The following is a 16,848-nucleotide window of genomic DNA, read 5'->3' on the forward strand; positions in this document are numbered from 1 at the left end:
GGGCGCTCGGCCCGTTTGCTGCGCGTGCCGCGAGGCACGCGGTTAAGTTTCGAGGCGCTCGATCTGCGCGCCCACTTCCGACGCGACCCGTTCGATGAACATCAGCTGGCGCACGGCCTCGGCGGCGGCCTGGTCGGCCGCGCTGTCGAGCAGCGTGCCGAGGCGCTCGAGGCGCACGCGCTTTTCGTCGCGCAGCTCGGCGAGCAGCGCATCGAGCGCGTCGACGTTGCGGGCAGCCGCGGCATCCTCGATGCCTTCGCGCCACTCCATCTGCTGCATCAGGAACGCGGGCTCCATCGCGGTGTTGTTTTCGGCACCGATGTCGACGCCGCGCAGCGACAGCAGATAGGTCGCGCGCTTCAGCGGATCGCGCAGCGTGCGGTAGGCTTCGTTCGCACGGGTCGCCCATTGCATCGCGATGCGCTTTTGCGCGTCGCCGGCCGCCGCGAAGCGGTCCGGGTGCACCTGCGTCTGCACCGTGCGATAGGCGCTGTCGAGCGCCGTCTCGTCGAGCGCGAATTGCGCCGGCAGGTGAAACAGATCGAAGTGGCTGTCTTTCAGCGAAACCATCGTCGCGTTCAATTCCGGTTCGTCGCGCGGCAAACGCCGCACATTAAAAAGGCGGCCCGTGCCGCCTCTTGCCCGCATCGCGCGGAAACCCCGCGTCACACGCGGAACGATTCGCCGCAGCCGCACTCGTCCTTCACGTTCGGGTTGTTGAACTTGAACCCCTCGTTCAGGCCTTCGCGTGCGAAGTCGAGCTCGGTGCCGTCGATGTACGCGAGGCTCTTCGGGTCGACGACGACCTTCACGCCATGGCTCTCGAACACCTGATCCTCGGGAGCCAGCTCGTCGACATACTCGAGCTTGTACGCGAGCCCCGAGCACCCGGTCGTGCGAACGCCAAGCCGCAGGCCCACACCCTTGCCGCGACGGACGAGGTATTTCTGGACGTGCTGTGCTGCTTTTTCGGTCAGTGTAATTGCCATGATGTCCTTGCCGCGGCGCGCCACCCGGGCCCGCCGCGATCCTTCACAAGCCGCTCGATGCCGCTCAGGCTGCTGCCTGATCGCCTTCCTTGGTGTCGTGGCGCTTCTTGTAGTCGGCCACGGCTGCCTTGATCGCGTCTTCCGCGAGAATCGAGCAGTGAATCTTCACCGGCGGCAGGGCCAGCTCTTCGGCGATCTGCGTGTTCTTGATCGACAGTGCCTCGTCGAGGGTCTTGCCCTTCACCCACTCGGTCACGAGCGAGCTCGACGCGATGGCCGAGCCGCAACCGTACGTCTTGAACTTCGCGTCTTCGATCACGCCGTCCGCGCCGACGCGGATCTGCAGCTTCATCACGTCGCCGCAGGCCGGCGCGCCGACCATGCCCGTGCCGACCGCGTCGTCGTCTTTCGCGAACGAACCGACGTTACGCGGGTTTTCGTAGTGATCCAGAACCTTGTTGCTGTATGACATGACTCAAACTCCTTGACTCGTTACGTCTGCGTGCGCAAATCCGCCCGCGAATGTATTCAATGCGGTGTTCAGTGTGCGGCCCATTCGATCGTCGACAGATCGATGCCTTCCTGGTGCATTTCCCAGAGCGGCGACAGTTCGCGCAGCTTCGCGATCTTGCTGTTCAGCAGGTTGATCACGAAGTCGACGTCCTGCTCCGTCGTGAAGCGGCCGACCGTGAAGCGGATCGAGCTGTGCGCGAGTTCGTCGTTGCGGCCGAGTGCACGCAGCACGTACGACGGCTCCAGCGACGCCGACGTGCAAGCCGAGCCCGACGACACCGCGACGTCCTTGATCGCCATGATCAGCGACTCGCCTTCGACGAAGTTGAAGCTGATGTTCAGGTTGTGCGGGACACGGTGCTCCATGTCGCCGTTCACGTACGTTTCCTCGATCTGCGACAGGCCGCGCAGCAGCTTGTCGCGCAGCATGCGGATGCGCTCGTTCTCGGTCGCCATTTCTTCACGCGCGATGCGGAACGCTTCGCCCATGCCGACGATCTGGTGCGTCGCCAGCGTGCCAGAACGCATGCCGCGCTCGTGGCCGCCGCCGTGCATCTGCGCTTCGATGCGCACGCGCGGCTTGCGACGCACGTACAGCGCGCCGATGCCCTTCGGGCCGTAGGTCTTGTGCGCCGAGAACGACATCAGGTCGACCTTCAGCTTCGCGAGGTCGATCTCGACCTTGCCGGTCGACTGTGCGGCGTCCACGTGGAACACGATGCCCTTCTCGCGGCAGATCTCACCGATCGTCTCGATGTCCTGAATCACGCCGATCTCGTTGTTCACGTGCATCACGGATACGAGGATCGTGTCCGGGCGCAGCGCGGCCTTGAACACGTCGAGGTCGATCAGGCCGTCTTCCTTCACGTCGAGATAGGTGACTTCGAAGCCGTCGCGCTCGAGCTCGCGGCAGGTGTCGAGCACGGCCTTGTGCTCGGTCTTCACCGTGACGATGTGCTTGCCCTTGCCCTTGTAGAAGTTCGCGGCACCCTTGATCGCAAGGTTGTCCGATTCCGTTGCGCCGGACGTCCAGATGATCTCGCGCGGATCCGCGTTCACGAGCGCAGCCACCTGTTCGCGCGCTTCCTCGACCGCGCGCTCGGCATCCCAGCCGTACGCGTGGCTACGCGATGCCGGGTTGCCGAACTGCTCGCGCAGGTACGGCACCATCTTGTCGACCACGCGCGGGTCGACCGGCGTCGTCGCGCTGTAATCCATGTAGATGGGCAGGTGGAGAGTCTCTTGGGTCATCTGTCGCTCCGGGTATTCTGTGCAGGGACTATGTGCGTTATGGGGTGTGCGGCGCGTTCGCGCTCACGAACTCGCGATGTTGAACACCGAATTGGGACCGAGCGGCATCGTGCGCACCGGTTCGGCCGGCGCCGCGGCGGGCTCCGGCGCGCGCCGGTCGCGCAGCACCGCGGGCGCGCCCTCGCGTGCGCGCTGCTGATCGACGAGATCCTGCAGCGATACCGAATCGAGGTATTCGACCATTTTCTGGTTCAGGGTCGACCACAGCTCGTGCGTCATGCAATGGCCGTCGGGCTGCTTCGAGCCGTCGCACGTGCCTTTGCCGCCGCACTGCGTGGCGTCGAGCGGTTCATCGACCGCGATGATGATGTCGGCGACGGTGACGTCCTGCGCGCGGCGCGCGAGGTTGTAGCCGCCGCCCGGGCCGCGCACGGATTCGACGATTTCATGCCTGCGCAGCTTGCCGAACAGCTGTTCGAGATACGAGAGCGAAATCCGCTGGCGCTGGCTGATGCCTGCAAGCGTCACCGGGCCCTGCTCCTGGCGCAGTGCCAAGTCAATCATCGCCGTGACGGCGAAACGGCCTTTGGTGGTGAGTCTCATGGTGTCTAGGGGACTGCAATCTTGACGATTTTGGTCAAGTATAAATATTTGACGTTTTTAGTCAAGTATCCATGTCTTCGACAGGGTATTCGCAGACCGCTGAATACCCCGCCACGATCAGCGTGCGGTACCGCTCCGGAGGGTGTCCAGCAGGCCCGCGCACGCGCGCTCGACCTGGTCGAGCACCTGTTCGAAGCCCTGCGCGCCGCCGAAATAAGGATCGGCCACTTCGGTCCCGGCCGCCCCCGGCGCGAATTCCATCAGGAGGCGCACCTTGTCGCGATGCCCGGGCGGGCAGCGCCGCCGCAATTCCGCGAGATTGGCTTCGTCCATCGCCAGCAGCAGGTCGAACCGCTCGAAATCCGCCGCGCTCACCTGCCGCGCCCGCAGCGCCGACAGGTCGTAGCCGCGGGTGCGGGCCGCCGCCTGCGCGCGTGTGTCGGGCGGCTCGCCGACGTGCCAGTCGCCGGTACCGGCCGAATCGACCTCGATCCGGTCGGCCAGCCCGGCCGCGTCCACCTGGTGGCGCATCACGCCTTCTGCAGTGGGCGAACGGCAGATATTGCCGAGACAGACGAAACAGATCGCAACGCGGGTCATCGCACTATCGGAAAGCCGCGGCGAGCCGCGCGGGAGAACAACGCGCCATTATACAAAGGCGCCCGGAATCGCGCCGCCGCGCAAAGCGACGGCGGCGTGCCTTACAGCGCCTTGGGTGCGGCGAGCACGACGTCGCCGGATGCGGCCGGCAACGGTGTCGCCGCGTCGTCGACCAGCCCGAACGACACCGCGCGCGCGAGTTCCGCCGATGCCTGATGAACGGCGATCGGTCCACTCGCCGGCGCGTCGGCCATCGCGTGCAGATAAGCGGCCGCGGCGAGCGGAACGACGATTGCCAGCGGCCAGTACATCGATATTGTCTTTTTCATGATGCGGCTCCTTGACCTCATGCCCCGAAACCCGATTCCAGGGACTACAGGCAGGATTCTATAGACCGCACCTATCAAGATAAATACATGAATAGCGAACGCACTGTTGCCACCCGATGAACAGTCGTCAGCCCAGGTGGCTTTGCGAGGCCGCGTACAGTTCGCGGAACGTCCGGCCGGTCGGCGTCGGCATGTCGCGCGTGTCCATCCAGCCACCCATCATCGGCAGGCGCCGCAGCGTGCCGCCGTTGCCGCCCAGCCGCTCGAGGATCCGTACCGCGAGCTTGGTCGTCAGCGCGTAAAGGAGCGGCCGGCGCGCGACAAAGCCCCACGCGGCGAGCGCGGCGCGCTCGCGCCACGGCCGCAGGTGCCGCTCGACCTGTTTCTCGCGCAGCGTGCGCAGCAGGTGCGACAGCGGGATTCCGGCCGGGCACACGCTGTCGCATTCGCCGCACAGCGTCGCGGCCTGCGGCAGGTCGAGCGCACGGTCGATCCCGACGTAGCTCGGCGTCAATACCGACCCCATCGGGCCCGGATAGACCCATCCGTACGCGTGCCCGCCGACCTTCTGGTACACCGGGCAATGGTTCATGCACGCGCCGCAGCGGATGCAGCGCAGCATCTCCTGGAATTCGCCGCCGATCAGGCCCGTGCGGCCGCCGTCGACGAGCACCACGTAGTTGTGTTCCGGGCCGTCCTCGTCGCCGGGGCCGCGCGGCCCGGTCAGCACCGAGAAGTAGTTCGAGGTCTTCTGGCCGGTCGCCGAACGCGGCAGCAGACGCATCGCGGTCGCGAGATCCTCGAGCGTCGGCAGCACCTTCTCGATGCCCGTCACCGCGACATGCACGCGCGGCATCACCGTGCACATCCCTTCGTTGCCTTCGTTCGTGACGAGCGCAACCGACCCCGTCTCGGCGATCACGAAGTTGCCGCCCGTCACGCCCATGTCGGCCGACAGGAAATGCGGGCGCAGCACCTCGCGCGCCTCGCGCGTCATGTCCGGAATCTCGGTCAGCCGCTCGCGGTGGTGCGTGCGCGCGAACAGGTCGGCGATCTCGTCCTTGTCCTTGTGCACGACGGGCGCGATGATGTGGCTCGGCGGCTCGTTGTCGTTGATCTGCAGGATGTATTCACCGAGGTCCGTCTCGATCGACTGCACGCCCATCTCGGCAAGCACCGCGTTCAGGCGCATTTCCTCGGACACCATCGACTTCGTCTTGATGACCTTCTTCACGTCGTGGCGCCGCGCGATGTCGGCGACGAGCCGCGCGGCGTCCGCGGTCGTTTCCGCGAACAGCACCGTCGTGCCGCGCCGCGTCGCTTCGCGCTCGAACGCCTCGAGCCACACGTCGAGGTTCTCCAGCGCACGGTTGCGGCGCGCCTTCAGCGCGGCGCGCGTCGCCTGGAAGTCGATCGCGGTCATCGCATCGGCGCGCGCGGACACGAACTTCGTCGACAGCTTCTTCAGGTTCTGCTGCAGGCGCTGGTCGGCCAGCTTCTGGCCGGCGCGCGCCTTGAAATGCATCGATTGAACTTGCATCGCGGTATCGAGGAAAAGTAAGCGGGAACCGGGCGTCAGACGTCGCCCGCCAGCACCTGCGCGACGTGCAGCACGCGGGTGTCGCGGTCGCCCGTGCGGCGCAACCGCCCTTCGATGTTCAGCATGCAGCCGAGATCGCCGAGCACGACGGCGCCCGCACCGGACGCGCGCACGTTCGCGCACTTTTCGTCCGCGATGGCCGCCGAAATGTCGCCGTACTTGACCGCGAACGTGCCGCCGAAGCCGCAGCAGTGCTCGCAGTCCTTCATCTCGGTGACGGCCACGCCGCGCTGCGCGAGCAGCGCGCGCGGCTGCGCCTTCACGCCGAGCTCGCGCAGGCCCGAGCATGAGTCGTGATAGGTGACGGGCCCCGTGAATTCGCCGGGGGCGAGCGTCACCTTCGCGACGTTCGCGAGGAAATCGGTCAGTTCGTAGACTTTCTGCTGGAGTCGCGCATAGCGCCCCATCAGTTCGGGGTCGTCGCGGAACAGGTCGCCGTAGTGCGCGCGGATCATGCCGCCACACGAGCCCGACGGCGCGACGACGTAGTCGAACTGCTCGAACTCGCGCAGCGTCTTTTCGGCGAGATCCCGTGCGAGCGCGCGGTCGCCCGAGTTGTAGGCCGGCTGGCCGCAGCAGGTTTGCGCGGGCGGCACGAACACTTCGTAGCCGGCTTCGCGAATCAGTTTCAGCGCGGAAAAGCCGATTTCCGGACGCATCAGGTCGACCAGGCAGGTCACGAACAAACCGACTCGCATACGCGCTCCTTCGAGAAAACGGCTCTCATTATCCGCCGTTTGGCCGGCAAGACCAACGCCGGCACGCGCGCAAGTGCGCGATGCCGGAAACGAGGACTTCCTCGAACGGCGTTCGCTTTTTTCACGATACGAGATACAATCGACGCAACACCGCTTGACGCGTCAACCGATTCTCCCCCGACATGAGCCAACCCACCCCGGATTCCAAAACGTCGATCCAGGTGATCGAACGCATGATGCGGCTGCTGGACGCGCTCGCCGCGCACAGCGACCCCGTCAGCCTGAAAGAGCTTGCGCAGCGCACGGAGCTGCATCCGTCGACCGCACACCGCATCCTCAACGACATGGTGACCTGCCGCCTCGTCGACCGCTCCGATCCCGGCACCTACCGGCTCGGCATGCGGCTGCTCGAACTCGGCAACCTCGTGAAGGCGCGCCTGTCGGTACGCGACGCTGCGCTGATGCCGATGCGCGAATTGCATCGCCTGACCGGCCAGACCGTGAACCTGTCGGTGCGTCAGGGCGACGAAATCGTCTATATCGAGCGCGCGTATTCCGAGCGCTCGGGGATGCAGGTCGTCCGCGCAATCGGCGGCCGCGCGCCGCTGCATCTGACGTCGGTCGGCAAGCTGTTTCTCGCGGTCGACGAAACCTCGCGCGTGCGCGCCTATGCGACGCGCACCGGGCTGTCCGGCCATACGCAGAACAGCATCACCGACATCGCGAAGCTCGAGCGCGAGCTGACACTCGTGCGCCAGCAATCGTGCGCGCGGGACAACGAGGAACTGGAGCTGGGCGTGCGCTGCATCGCGGCCGGCATCTACGACGACTCGGGCAAGCTCGTCGCGGGCCTGTCGCTGTCGGCCCCGGCGGACCGCCTGCAGGACGCGTGGCTCGGCCAGCTGAGCCGCACCGCGCTGACCATCTCGGAATCGCTCGGCTACCGGCCCGCGCCCACGAAGGACGCCGAAGGGCTGCAACGGCACGCGTGAGCCGCGCCGCCCGCCGCACGGCGCCAGATGAAAAAAAGCCCCGCATCGCGGGGCTTTTTCTTTGCGGCGATCGGCACGGCGCGAACCGCCGTGACACGCTCAGGTGCCGCCGTTCGCCGTATTGGCGGCCGTCAGGCGCTCGCCGCCGCCGGCGTCGAGCCAGTTGCGCAGGCGTGCCGCGTCGGCGAAGCGCGAATACTTGCCGAACGAATCCAGCAGCACCATCACCATCGGCCGGCCATGGATCGTCGCCTGCATCACGAGGCATTCGCCCGCCTCGTTGATGAAGCCCGTCTTCTGCAGACCGATGTCCCACGAGCCGTTGCCGCGGATCAGCGCGTTCGTGCTGTTGTAGACCAGGTTGCGCTTGCCCGTATTGACGTCGTACGTGCGGTCGGTCGAGAACTGCCGGATCATCGGGTACTGGTACGCCGCGTTGACCATCTTCACGAGGTCGCGTGCGCTCGACACATTCGAGCTCGACAGGCCTGTCGAATTCTCGAAGTGGGTGTCGTTCATGCCCAGCGACTTCGCCTTCGCGTTCATCGCGGCGATGAACGCCGGACGGCCGCCCGGGTAATAGCGCGACAGCGCGGCGGCCGCGCGGTTTTCCGACGCCATCAGCGCGATGTGCAGCATGTCCTCGCGCGACAGCACCGAGCCGACCGACAGGCGCGAACCCGTGCCCTTCTCGTAGTCGCGGTCTTCGTCGGTGACTTCGATCTGGTCGGTCATCGGTGACTTCGAGTCGAGCACGACCATCGCCGTCATCAGCTTCGAGATCGATGCGATCGGCACGACGGCGAGCGAATTCTTGTCGAACAGCGGCTCGCCGGTGTTCTGGTCGACGACGTACGCGACGCTCGAGCGCAGCGCGAGCGCGTCCGGCGTGTCGTGCAGGCCGAATGCCTGGCCGACCGTCGGGCGACGCGGCTGGAACGCGACCTTGCGCACCGCGCCGCGATGGCCGTGCACGTTCGACGCGAGCGTCGCGCGCTTGCGCGATGCCTTCGGCGCATCGGCCGACGCGACGTTGGCGGATTTCGCGGAGGCGGCCTTCACCGTCCGCTTCTTTTCCGAAGAAGTGGAAGCGGCTTTCTTGGCGGCCTGGTGGGTCTTCGCAGTGGCGGCAAAGGCGTCAGCGGGCGCGACGGACGCGGCGGTCGCCAGCAAGGCGACGGCGACCGACACAGCCGTGCCGAGCGTCATGCTCTGCAACAATCTGCGCGGTGAAAACGATTCGGCTTTCATTGGGGTCTGGACAAAGCGGGCGGGGTTTCCGCAAGTGTAGTTAAAGCTGAAAAAAAGAGCAATATTAGGCACTTACCGATCGTCGTTAAACCGGAATGTAAGGGTCGACCAACGATGACTCGATCAACCCTCGCGCTCCCATCGAAAAAATTCATGGGATGCGCCGCCCGACAGTACCCGTCTCCCGAATTACCACGCGGTTAATTGAGATAACGTCACTTTGGCGACGAATTAAAGCGGGGAAAGTACGTATCCGGCGTTCGGTGTACCAGGCACCGGTCTTGACCGCGGCGGCGGCACATCGCCACGGCATGCGCATCGCGAAACGGCGCACTTTTCGACAGGAACAGAAGCATAACGTTCCACATGCCTGTCAGGTTTACCTGTGCATGATCACGGTGCGGCGCGCCTGCCCCGGCCAAGTGCGCACCATGTGGGAACACGTCTGAAACCGATTCCGAACCGGCCGCGATAACCCGTTGTTTTATCGATAATTTGTCGTGATTGTGCAATGCACAAAAAGTGCTTGACAAGACTTTTCTCTGCCCTAAAATATGACTCATTGCTGCGTTGCACAAAGCACGTGGCGCCGAGGTTCCCCATCGTAGTGCCCTTTATCCCTGCGATCGACGTGATCGCTTTTCAGGAGCTTGACATGTCCTTGCTGACCCCCGAGCAAATCGCCGCCGCACAGAAAGCCAACCTCGAAAGCCTGTTCGGTCTGACGACCAAGGCGTTCGAAGGCGTCGAAAAGCTGATCGAACTCAACCTGCAGGTCGTGAAGTCAACGCTGACCGAAAGCCAGGAAAACGCGCAGCGCCTGCTGTCGGTGAAGGACGCACAGGAACTGATCGCGCTGCAAGCGAGCCTGTCGCAGCCGGTCGCGGAAAAGGTGCTGTCGTACAGCCGTCACCTGTATGAAATCGCGTCGTCGACGCAAGCCGAGTTCGCGAAGGTTGCCGAAGCGCAATTCGAAGAGCAGAACAAGAAGGTCCAGGCACTCGTCGACAACGTCGCGAAGAACGCTCCGGCCGGTTCGGAAACGGCTGTCGCCGCACTGAAGTCGGCACTGAACGCTGCGAACACGACGTACGAAACGGTCCAGAAGGCTGCCAAGCAAGCCGTCGAGATCGCCGAAACGAACTTCAACGCGGCTGCCGCTGTCGCGACGAAGGCTGCGAGCGCTGCTGCATCGCGCCGTTCGAGCAAGCCGGCCGCGTAAGCGTCCCCTGCTCCTGAAAAAGCCGCGCACTGCGCGGCTTTTTTGTTTCCGGCGACGGAACATCCGGGCATCCGGGCGGCGCCGGTGCGGTGGCGCGGCACGGACCGGGCACTGCCGTCGGCCGCGGGCAAAAGAAAACGCCGCCGTCCGGGTACCCGGGCGGCGGCGTTTTTCGTGGCCGGCGCGAGGCCGGCCGAGCCGATCGCGTTACTTCTTGCGTTGCGGCGGCAGGTCCGTACAGACGCCTTCGTACAGTTCCGCGGCCATGCCGATCGATTCGCCGAGCGTCGGGTGCGGATGGATCGTCTTGCCGATGTCTTCCGCGTCCGCGCCCATCTCGACGGCGAGACACACTTCGCTGATCAGGTCGCCCGCGTTCAGGCCGACGATCCCGCCGCCGATCACGCGATGGGTTTCCTCGTCGAAGATCAGTTTCGTGAAGCCTTCGTCGCGGCCGTTCGCGATCGCGCGGCCCGATGCGGCCCACGGGAACACGGCCTTGCCGTACTTGATGCCTTCGGCCTTGCACTGGTCTTCGGTCTTGCCGGCCCACGCCACTTCGGGATCGGTGTACGCCACCGACGGGATCTGCAGCGCGTCGAAGTACGCCTTTTCGCCGTGCGCGGCTTCCGCTGCGACGTGGCCTTCATGCACGGCCTTGTGCGCGAGCATCGGCTGGCCGACGATGTCGCCGATCGCGAAGATGTGCGGGACGTTCGTGCGCATCTGCTTGTCGACGTCGATGAAGCCGCGGTCGGTGACCGCGACGCCTGCCTTGTCGGCACCGATCTTCTTGCCGTTCGGGCTGCGGCCCACCGCCACCAGCACGAGGTCGTAGCGCTGCGCTTCTGCCGGCGCCTTCTCGCCCTCGAACTTCACGTAGATGCCGTCTTCCTTCGCTTCCGCGCCGACCGTCTTGGTCTTCAGCATCACGTTGCCGAAGCGCTTCGCGTTGTACTTTTCCCAGACCTTTACGAGATCGCGGTCCGCGCCCATCATCAGGCCGTCCATCATTTCGACGACGTCGATCTCGGCGCCGAGCGTCGCGTACACAGTCGCCATTTCGAGGCCGATGATGCCGCCGCCGATCACGAGCATGCGCTTGGGCAGCTGGCGCAGTTCGAGCGCGCCCGTCGAATCGACGACGCGCGGGTCTTCCGGCATGAACGGCAGCTTCACCGCCTGCGAGCCGGCGGCGATGATTGCCTGCTTGAACTTGACGACCTTCTTGCCGTTCTCGCCCTGCACTTCCATGTGATACGGATCGACGAACGCGCCGACGCCGGTGACCACTTCGACCTTGCGCGCCTTCGCCATGCCGGCGAGGCCCGTCGTCAGCTTCTTGACGACGCCGCCCTTGAAGTCGCGCAGCTTGTCGAGATCGACTTCCGGCTTGCCGAACGAGATGCCGTGCGACGCGAGCGCCGCGGCTTCGTCGATGACGAGCGCCGTGTGCAGCAGCGCCTTCGACGGGATGCAGCCCACGTTCAGACAGACGCCGCCGAGCGTCGAGTAACGTTCGACGAGCACCGTCTTCATGCCGAGGTCGGCTGCGCGGAATGCGGCCGAGTAGCCGCCGGGGCCGGCGCCGAGCACGAGCATGTCGCATTCGATGTCGGCGGAGCCGCTGTAGCTGCCTGCTTGCGGAGCGACGGCCGGGGCGGCGGCGGGCGCGGCGGCCGGAGCCGGTGCTGCGGCCTTTGCGGGTTCGGCTGCTTTCGCGGGCGCGGCTGCGCCTGCCGCTGCTTCGACGATGGCGATCACGGTGCCTTGCGAGACTTTCTCGCCGGCCTTGACCTTGACTTCCTTGACCGTGCCGGCGACGTCGCTGGGCACTTCCATGGAGGCTTTGTCCGATTCGAGCGTGATGAGCGTCTGCTCTTTTTCGATCACGTCGCCCGGCTTCACGTTGACTTCGATGACATCGACGCCGCTGAAATCGCCGATATCCGGAACCTTGACTTCGATGAGACTCATTACTGTCCCCTTCTTGATTAGCTGCAGACAGAGGGGGAGAAACCCGCAAGAACCGACTACGGCCTGACAAAAGAACGCGAACCTGGGCAGGACCACCTTTGCCGTCCGCCCAAGGACGCGCCTTTCTTTTGGTTACTTTTCTTTGGAAGACGACCCGAAGGTAGTCCCTGTGGGACAAAGAAAAGTGACCGCCGCCCCGCGCAGGGGCGACGCTAGCAGACCATTAGCGAAACAGGTTCAACGACAGGGCGAGGATCACAGACATCAACCCCACGCCCCCGCGAGCCACTCCCACGCTCATCAAAGAATGATGCGACGGAAATCGGCCAGCAACGCGCCGAGATACGCATTGAACCGCGCGGCTTCCGCGCCATCGATGACGCGATGGTCATACGACAGCGACAGCGGCAGCGTGAGCCGAGGCACGAACTGCTTGCCGTCCCACACCGGCTTCATCTGCCCGCGCGACAACCCGAGGATCGCGACTTCCGGCGCGTTGATGATCGGCGTGAAGTTGGTGCCGCCGATCCCGCCGAGCGACGAGATCGAGAAGCAGCCGCCCTGCATCTGGTCCGGCTTCAGCTTGCCGTCGCGCGCGGCCTTCGACAGCTCGGCCATTTCCTTCGCGATGTCGACGAGGCCCTTCTTGTCCGCGTCGCGGATCACCGGCACGACGAGGCCGTTCGGCGTGTCCGCGGCAAAACCGACGTGGTAGTACTGCTTGAACACCAGGTTGTCGCCGTCGAGGCTCGCGTTGAAGGTCGGGAACTTCTTCAGCGCGGCGACGACCGCCTTGATCACGAACGCGAGCATCGTGAACTTCACGCCCGCCTTCTCGTGCTCCTTGTTCAGCTGCACGCGCAGCGCTTCGAGCTCGGTGATGTCCGCTTCGTCGTTGTTCGTGACGTGCGGGATCATCACCCAGTTGCGATGCAGGTTCGCGCCCGAGATCTTCTTGATGCGCGACAGCGGCTTCGCCTCGAACGGGCCGAACTTCGAGAAGTCGACCTTCGGCCACGGCAGCAGGTTCAGCTCGCCGCCGCCTGCCGGCGCGGCTGCCGCGGCCGGTGCCGCGCGCTGGCCCGTCATCACGCCCTTCACGAAGCCGGTGATGTCGTCCTTAGTGATGCGGCCCTTCGGACCGGTACCCTGAACGCGTGCGACTTCCACGCCGAGCTCGCGCGCGAACTTGCGCACGGACGGCGATGCGTGGCTCGCGCGGTACTCGCCCGACGTTGCGGCGGCCGGCGCGGCAGCAGCCGGAGCCGGTGCAGCCTTCGCGGGTGCCGGTGCGGCGGCGGGTGCCGGCGCGGCAGCGGCCGGAGCCGGCGCGCTCGCCTGCGGCGCGGCGGCAGGCGCGCCGCCAGCGGCGTCGAGCAGCACGATCAGCGTGCCTTCGGACACCGAATCGCCCACCTTGACCTTGATTTCCTTCACGACGCCTGCGGCCGGGCTCGGCACGTCCATCGTCGCCTTGTCGGACTCGAGCGTGACGAGCGATTGCTCCTTCTCGACCGTGTCGCCGACCTTCACGCCGATCTCGATCACCGGGACGTCCTTGTAGTCGCCGATGTCCGGCACCTTCACCTCGAGCGTGCCGCCCGACGTGGCCGGCGCGGCAGCCGGCGCTGCCGCAGCCGGCGCGGGTGCGGGCGCTGCCGCCGGAGCCGGTGCGGCTGCCGGCGCGGCCGCACCGTTCACCTGCGCCGCGGCGCCGCCTTCGAGCAGGACGATCAGCGAGCCTTCCGACACGGAATCGCCCACCTTGATCTTCACTTCCTTGACCGTGCCGGCTGCCGGGCTCGGGACGTCCATCGTCGCCTTGTCCGACTCGAGCGTGACGAGCGACTGCTCGGGCTCGACCGTGTCGCCCACCTTCACGAGCACCTCGATGACGGGCACGTCCTTGTAATCGCCGATATCCGGCACCTTCACTTCGATCGCTTGACTCATCTTTTTGTGTCTCCATGGCCGCGCGCGCCCCTCCCGGAAGCGGCGCGCGGCATCACACGGCGCGTGTGCGTTAAACGGTCATCGGGTTGGGCTTGGACGGATCGAGGTTGTACTTGGCAATCGCGTCCGCGACCACCTTGCGCTCGATCGTGCCTTCGTCGGCCAGCGCGTTCAGCGCGGCGACGGTGACCCAGTGACGGTCGACTTCGAAGAAGTGACGCAGCTTCTCGCGGGTGTCCGAACGACCGAAGCCGTCCGTGCCCAGCACGACGAAGCGGCGGTCGATCTGGCCGCGGATCTGGTCGACCAGCGCGCGCACGTAGTCGGTCGATGCGATGACCGGACCCTGCGTGTCCTTCAGGCACTTCTGCACGTGCGACAGGCGACGCTCCTCGGTCGGATGGAGCAGGTTCCAGCGCTCGATCTCGTGGCCTTCACGCGCGAGTTCGGTGAAGCTCGGCACGCTCCACAGGTCGGCCGCGACGCCCCAGTCGTTCTTCAGCAGGTCGGCGGCAGCGATCACTTCGTTGAAGATCGTGCCCGCGCCGAGCAATTGCACGCGCGGCGCCTTCGCGTCCGCGTCGGCCTTCTTGAACGCGTACATGCCCTTGATGATGTCGGCCGCTACGTGCTCGCCCTGCGGAATCGCCGGGTGCTCGTAGTTCTCGTTCATCACCGTGATGTAGTAGTACACGTCTTCCTGCTCCTGCACCATGCGGCGCAGGCCGTCCTGGACGATCACCGCGAGTTCGTAGCCGAACGTCGGGTCGTAGCTGATGCAGTTCGGCACCGATGCGGCCCACAGGAGCGAGTGACCGTCTTCGTGCTGCAGGCCTTCGCCGTTCAGCGTCGTGCGGCCCGCGGTACCGCCGAGCAGGAAGCCGCGCGAGCGCATGTCGCCCGCCGCCCATGCCAGGTCGCCGATCCGCTGGAAGCCGAACATCGAATAGAAGATGTAGAACGGCACCATGATCTCGCCGTGCGTCGAATACGACGTCGCCGCCGCGATCCAGTCGCACATGCCGCCCGCTTCGTTGATGCCTTCCTGCAGGATCTGGCCGGTTTCCGATTCCTTGTAGAACATCAGCTGGTCGGAATCTTCCGGCACGTACTTCTGGCCTTCCTGGTTCCAGATACCGATCTGGCGGAACAGGCCTTCCATGCCGAACGTACGCGATTCGTCCGGGACGATCGGCACGACGCGCTTGCCGAGCGCCTTGTCCTTCAGCAGGATGTTCAGGATCCGCACGAACGCCATCGTCGTCGAGATCTCGCGGCCTTCGCCCGTGCCCTTCAGCAGCGGCTCGAATGCGTCGAGCGCCGGCACCGGCAGCGACGTCGCCTTCTCGCGGCGATGCGGCAGGTAGCCGCCGAGGTCCATGCGCTTCTGGCGCATGTATTCGAGCTCCTTCGAGCCTTCCTCGAACTTCAGGTACGGCACGTCGGCGATCTGCTCGTCGGTGATCGGCAGGCGGAACTGGTCACGGAACTTCTTCAGTTGCTCGACCGGCAGCTTCTTCTGCTGGTGCGTGATGTTCATCGCCTGGCCCGACTCGCCCATCCCGTAGCCCTTGATGGTCTTCGCGAGGATGACGGTCGGCGCGCCCTTCGTGTTGGTCGCTTCGTGGAACGCCGCGTAGATCTTGTGCGGATCGTGGCCGCCGCGGTTCAGCGCCCAGATGTCGTCGTCCGACCAGTCGGCGACGAGCGCCTTCAGTTCAGGCGTGTTGAAGAAGTGTTCGCGTACGAACGCGCCCGACTCCGACTTGTACGTCTGGTATTCGCCGTCGACGACTTCCATCATGCGGCGCATCAGCGCGCCCGTCTTGTCGCGGGCGAACAGCGCATCCCAGCGGCTGCCCCAGATGACCTTGATCACGTTCCAGCCGGCGCCGCGGAATTCCGATTCCAGTTCCTGGATGATCTTGCCGTTGCCGCGCACCGGGCCGTCGAGACGCTGCAGGTTGCAGTTGATCACGAACACGAGGTTGTCGAGCTTCTCGCGGCTCGCCATGCCGATCGCGCCGAGCGATTCCGGCTCGTCCGTCTCGCCGTCGCCGAGGAACGCCCAGACCTTGCGGCCGGCGGTCTTCGCGATGCCGCGCGATTCCAGGTACTTCATGAAGCGTGCCTGGTAGATCGCCATGATCGGGCCGAGACCCATCGACACCGTCGGGAACTGCCAGAAGTCCGGCATCAGCCACGGGTGCGGGTACGACGAGATGCCCTTGCCGTCGACTTCCTGGCGGAAGTTGTCGAGCTGCTCTTCCGACAGGCGGCCGAGCAGGAACGCGCGCGAGTACACGCCCGGCGACGAGTGGCCCTGCACGAACACGAGATCGCCGCCGTGCTGGTCGGACGCCGCGTGCCAGAAGTGGTTGTAGCCGACGTCATAGAGCGTCGCGGCCGATGCGAACGACGCGATGTGGCCGCCGACGTTCGTGTCCTTGCCGGCGCGCAGCACCATCGCCAGCGCGTTCCAGCGCGTGTACGAACGGATGCGGTGCTCGAGGTCCTGGTCGCCCGGAATCTTCGCCTGGGCTTCGACCGGGATCGTGTTGATGTACGGGGTGTTGGCGGAGAACGGCAGGTGTTCGCCGTGCATGCGGGCGAACTCGATCTGCTTTTCGATCAGGTAATGCGCGCGGCCGGTGCCCACCGAGGAGATCACGCCGTCGAGCGACTCGAGCCATTCAACGGTTTCTTGCGGGTCGTCGTCACGTTCGGCGGCGACATATTTCATCACTTCGTTCGGTACAGCGGACATTCTCGTCTCCTGGGTCCTGGAATGTGAGGATCGCTCTCGTGCAGACGACGCGGCGCGGCCTGCGGGCAAGCTCCGACGGATTGTAATGAGCGTCGCCGGCCCC

Annotated in this window: 15 protein-coding genes; 2 read left to right on the forward strand and 13 right to left on the reverse strand. The window is 65.3% G+C overall.

Going from position 1 to position 16,848, the window contains the following annotated elements:
* Positions 1-42: 42 nt before the first annotated feature.
* The 9 genes from hscB to DID99_RS18700 all read right to left on the reverse strand — a co-directional run bounded on the left by hscB (position 43) and on the right by DID99_RS18700 (position 6,583).
* Positions 43-570 (reverse strand): Fe-S protein assembly co-chaperone HscB, encoded by a 528-nt coding sequence (gene hscB, locus DID99_RS18660; RefSeq protein ID WP_044848201.1) that lies wholly within the window; start codon positions 568-570, stop codon positions 43-45.
* Between the two features lie 95 nt (positions 571-665).
* A complete protein-coding gene (gene iscA / locus DID99_RS18665) occupies positions 666-989 on the reverse strand; it encodes an iron-sulfur cluster assembly protein IscA (RefSeq protein WP_011885413.1) in 324 nt (107 codons plus the stop codon).
* A 64-nt stretch (positions 990-1,053) separates the two neighbouring features.
* On the reverse strand, positions 1,054-1,461 hold the full coding sequence (iscU, locus tag DID99_RS18670) for a Fe-S cluster assembly scaffold IscU (RefSeq protein ID WP_009691729.1): 408 nt from the start codon (positions 1,459-1,461) through the stop codon (positions 1,054-1,056).
* A gap of 68 nt (positions 1,462-1,529) precedes the next feature.
* Entirely contained in the window at positions 1,530-2,753 is a 1,224-nt protein-coding gene (locus DID99_RS18675) for an IscS subfamily cysteine desulfurase (RefSeq protein ID WP_044848191.1), read from the reverse strand.
* A 63-nt stretch (positions 2,754-2,816) separates the two neighbouring features.
* The gene (iscR, locus tag DID99_RS18680) at positions 2,817-3,356 is read right to left on the reverse strand and encodes a Fe-S cluster assembly transcriptional regulator IscR (protein ID WP_006760276.1); all 540 of its coding nucleotides are present in this window, start codon (positions 3,354-3,356) and stop codon (positions 2,817-2,819) included.
* A gap of 117 nt (positions 3,357-3,473) precedes the next feature.
* Positions 3,474-3,956, reverse strand: coding sequence for a low molecular weight protein-tyrosine-phosphatase (locus tag DID99_RS18685; RefSeq protein WP_124488311.1), 483 nt, complete (start codon positions 3,954-3,956; stop codon positions 3,474-3,476).
* A 101-nt stretch (positions 3,957-4,057) separates the two neighbouring features.
* Positions 4,058-4,285 (reverse strand): hypothetical protein, encoded by a 228-nt coding sequence (locus DID99_RS18690; protein WP_124488312.1) that lies wholly within the window; start codon positions 4,283-4,285, stop codon positions 4,058-4,060.
* Positions 4,286-4,412: 127 nt separating this feature from the next.
* Positions 4,413-5,825, reverse strand: coding sequence for a lactate utilization protein B (locus DID99_RS18695; protein ID WP_044848194.1), 1,413 nt, complete (start codon positions 5,823-5,825; stop codon positions 4,413-4,415).
* Positions 5,826-5,860: 35 nt separating this feature from the next.
* Positions 5,861-6,583, reverse strand: a complete 723-nt coding sequence (locus DID99_RS18700) for a (Fe-S)-binding protein (RefSeq protein ID WP_124570265.1) — start codon at positions 6,581-6,583, stop codon at positions 5,861-5,863.
* A 182-nt stretch (positions 6,584-6,765) separates the two neighbouring features.
* On the opposite strand from DID99_RS18700, the gene DID99_RS18705 reads away from it, so the two are divergent.
* Positions 6,766-7,575: an IclR family transcriptional regulator gene (locus DID99_RS18705; RefSeq protein ID WP_124488314.1), complete on the forward strand. Its 810-nt coding sequence runs from the start codon at positions 6,766-6,768 to the stop codon at positions 7,573-7,575.
* A gap of 99 nt (positions 7,576-7,674) precedes the next feature.
* Here DID99_RS18705 and pbpG read toward each other — a convergent pair whose 3' ends face one another.
* Complete coding sequence (pbpG, locus tag DID99_RS18710; protein ID WP_044848196.1) at positions 7,675-8,826, reverse strand: D-alanyl-D-alanine endopeptidase; 1,152 nt, start codon at positions 8,824-8,826, stop codon at positions 7,675-7,677.
* Positions 8,827-9,481: 655 nt separating this feature from the next.
* Here pbpG and DID99_RS18715 point away from each other — a divergent pair.
* Entirely contained in the window at positions 9,482-10,048 is a 567-nt protein-coding gene (locus DID99_RS18715) for a phasin family protein (protein WP_044848197.1), read from the forward strand.
* 207 nt (positions 10,049-10,255) lie between these two features.
* Here DID99_RS18715 and lpdA read toward each other — a convergent pair whose 3' ends face one another.
* The 3 genes from lpdA to aceE all read right to left on the reverse strand — a co-directional run bounded on the left by lpdA (position 10,256) and on the right by aceE (position 16,745).
* On the reverse strand, positions 10,256-12,025 hold the full coding sequence (gene lpdA, locus DID99_RS18720; protein WP_124570266.1) for a dihydrolipoyl dehydrogenase: 1,770 nt from the start codon (positions 12,023-12,025) through the stop codon (positions 10,256-10,258).
* A 300-nt stretch (positions 12,026-12,325) separates the two neighbouring features.
* Positions 12,326-13,978: a dihydrolipoyllysine-residue acetyltransferase gene (gene aceF / locus DID99_RS18725; protein WP_124488316.1), complete on the reverse strand. Its 1,653-nt coding sequence runs from the start codon at positions 13,976-13,978 to the stop codon at positions 12,326-12,328.
* Between the two features lie 70 nt (positions 13,979-14,048).
* The gene (aceE, locus tag DID99_RS18730) at positions 14,049-16,745 is read right to left on the reverse strand and encodes a pyruvate dehydrogenase (acetyl-transferring), homodimeric type (protein ID WP_044849249.1); all 2,697 of its coding nucleotides are present in this window, start codon (positions 16,743-16,745) and stop codon (positions 14,049-14,051) included.
* Between the last annotated feature and the right edge of the window lie 103 nt (positions 16,746-16,848).

Source organism: Burkholderia sp. Bp8986, from assembly GCF_003854225.1.
GTDB lineage: Bacteria > Pseudomonadota > Gammaproteobacteria > Burkholderiales > Burkholderiaceae > Burkholderia.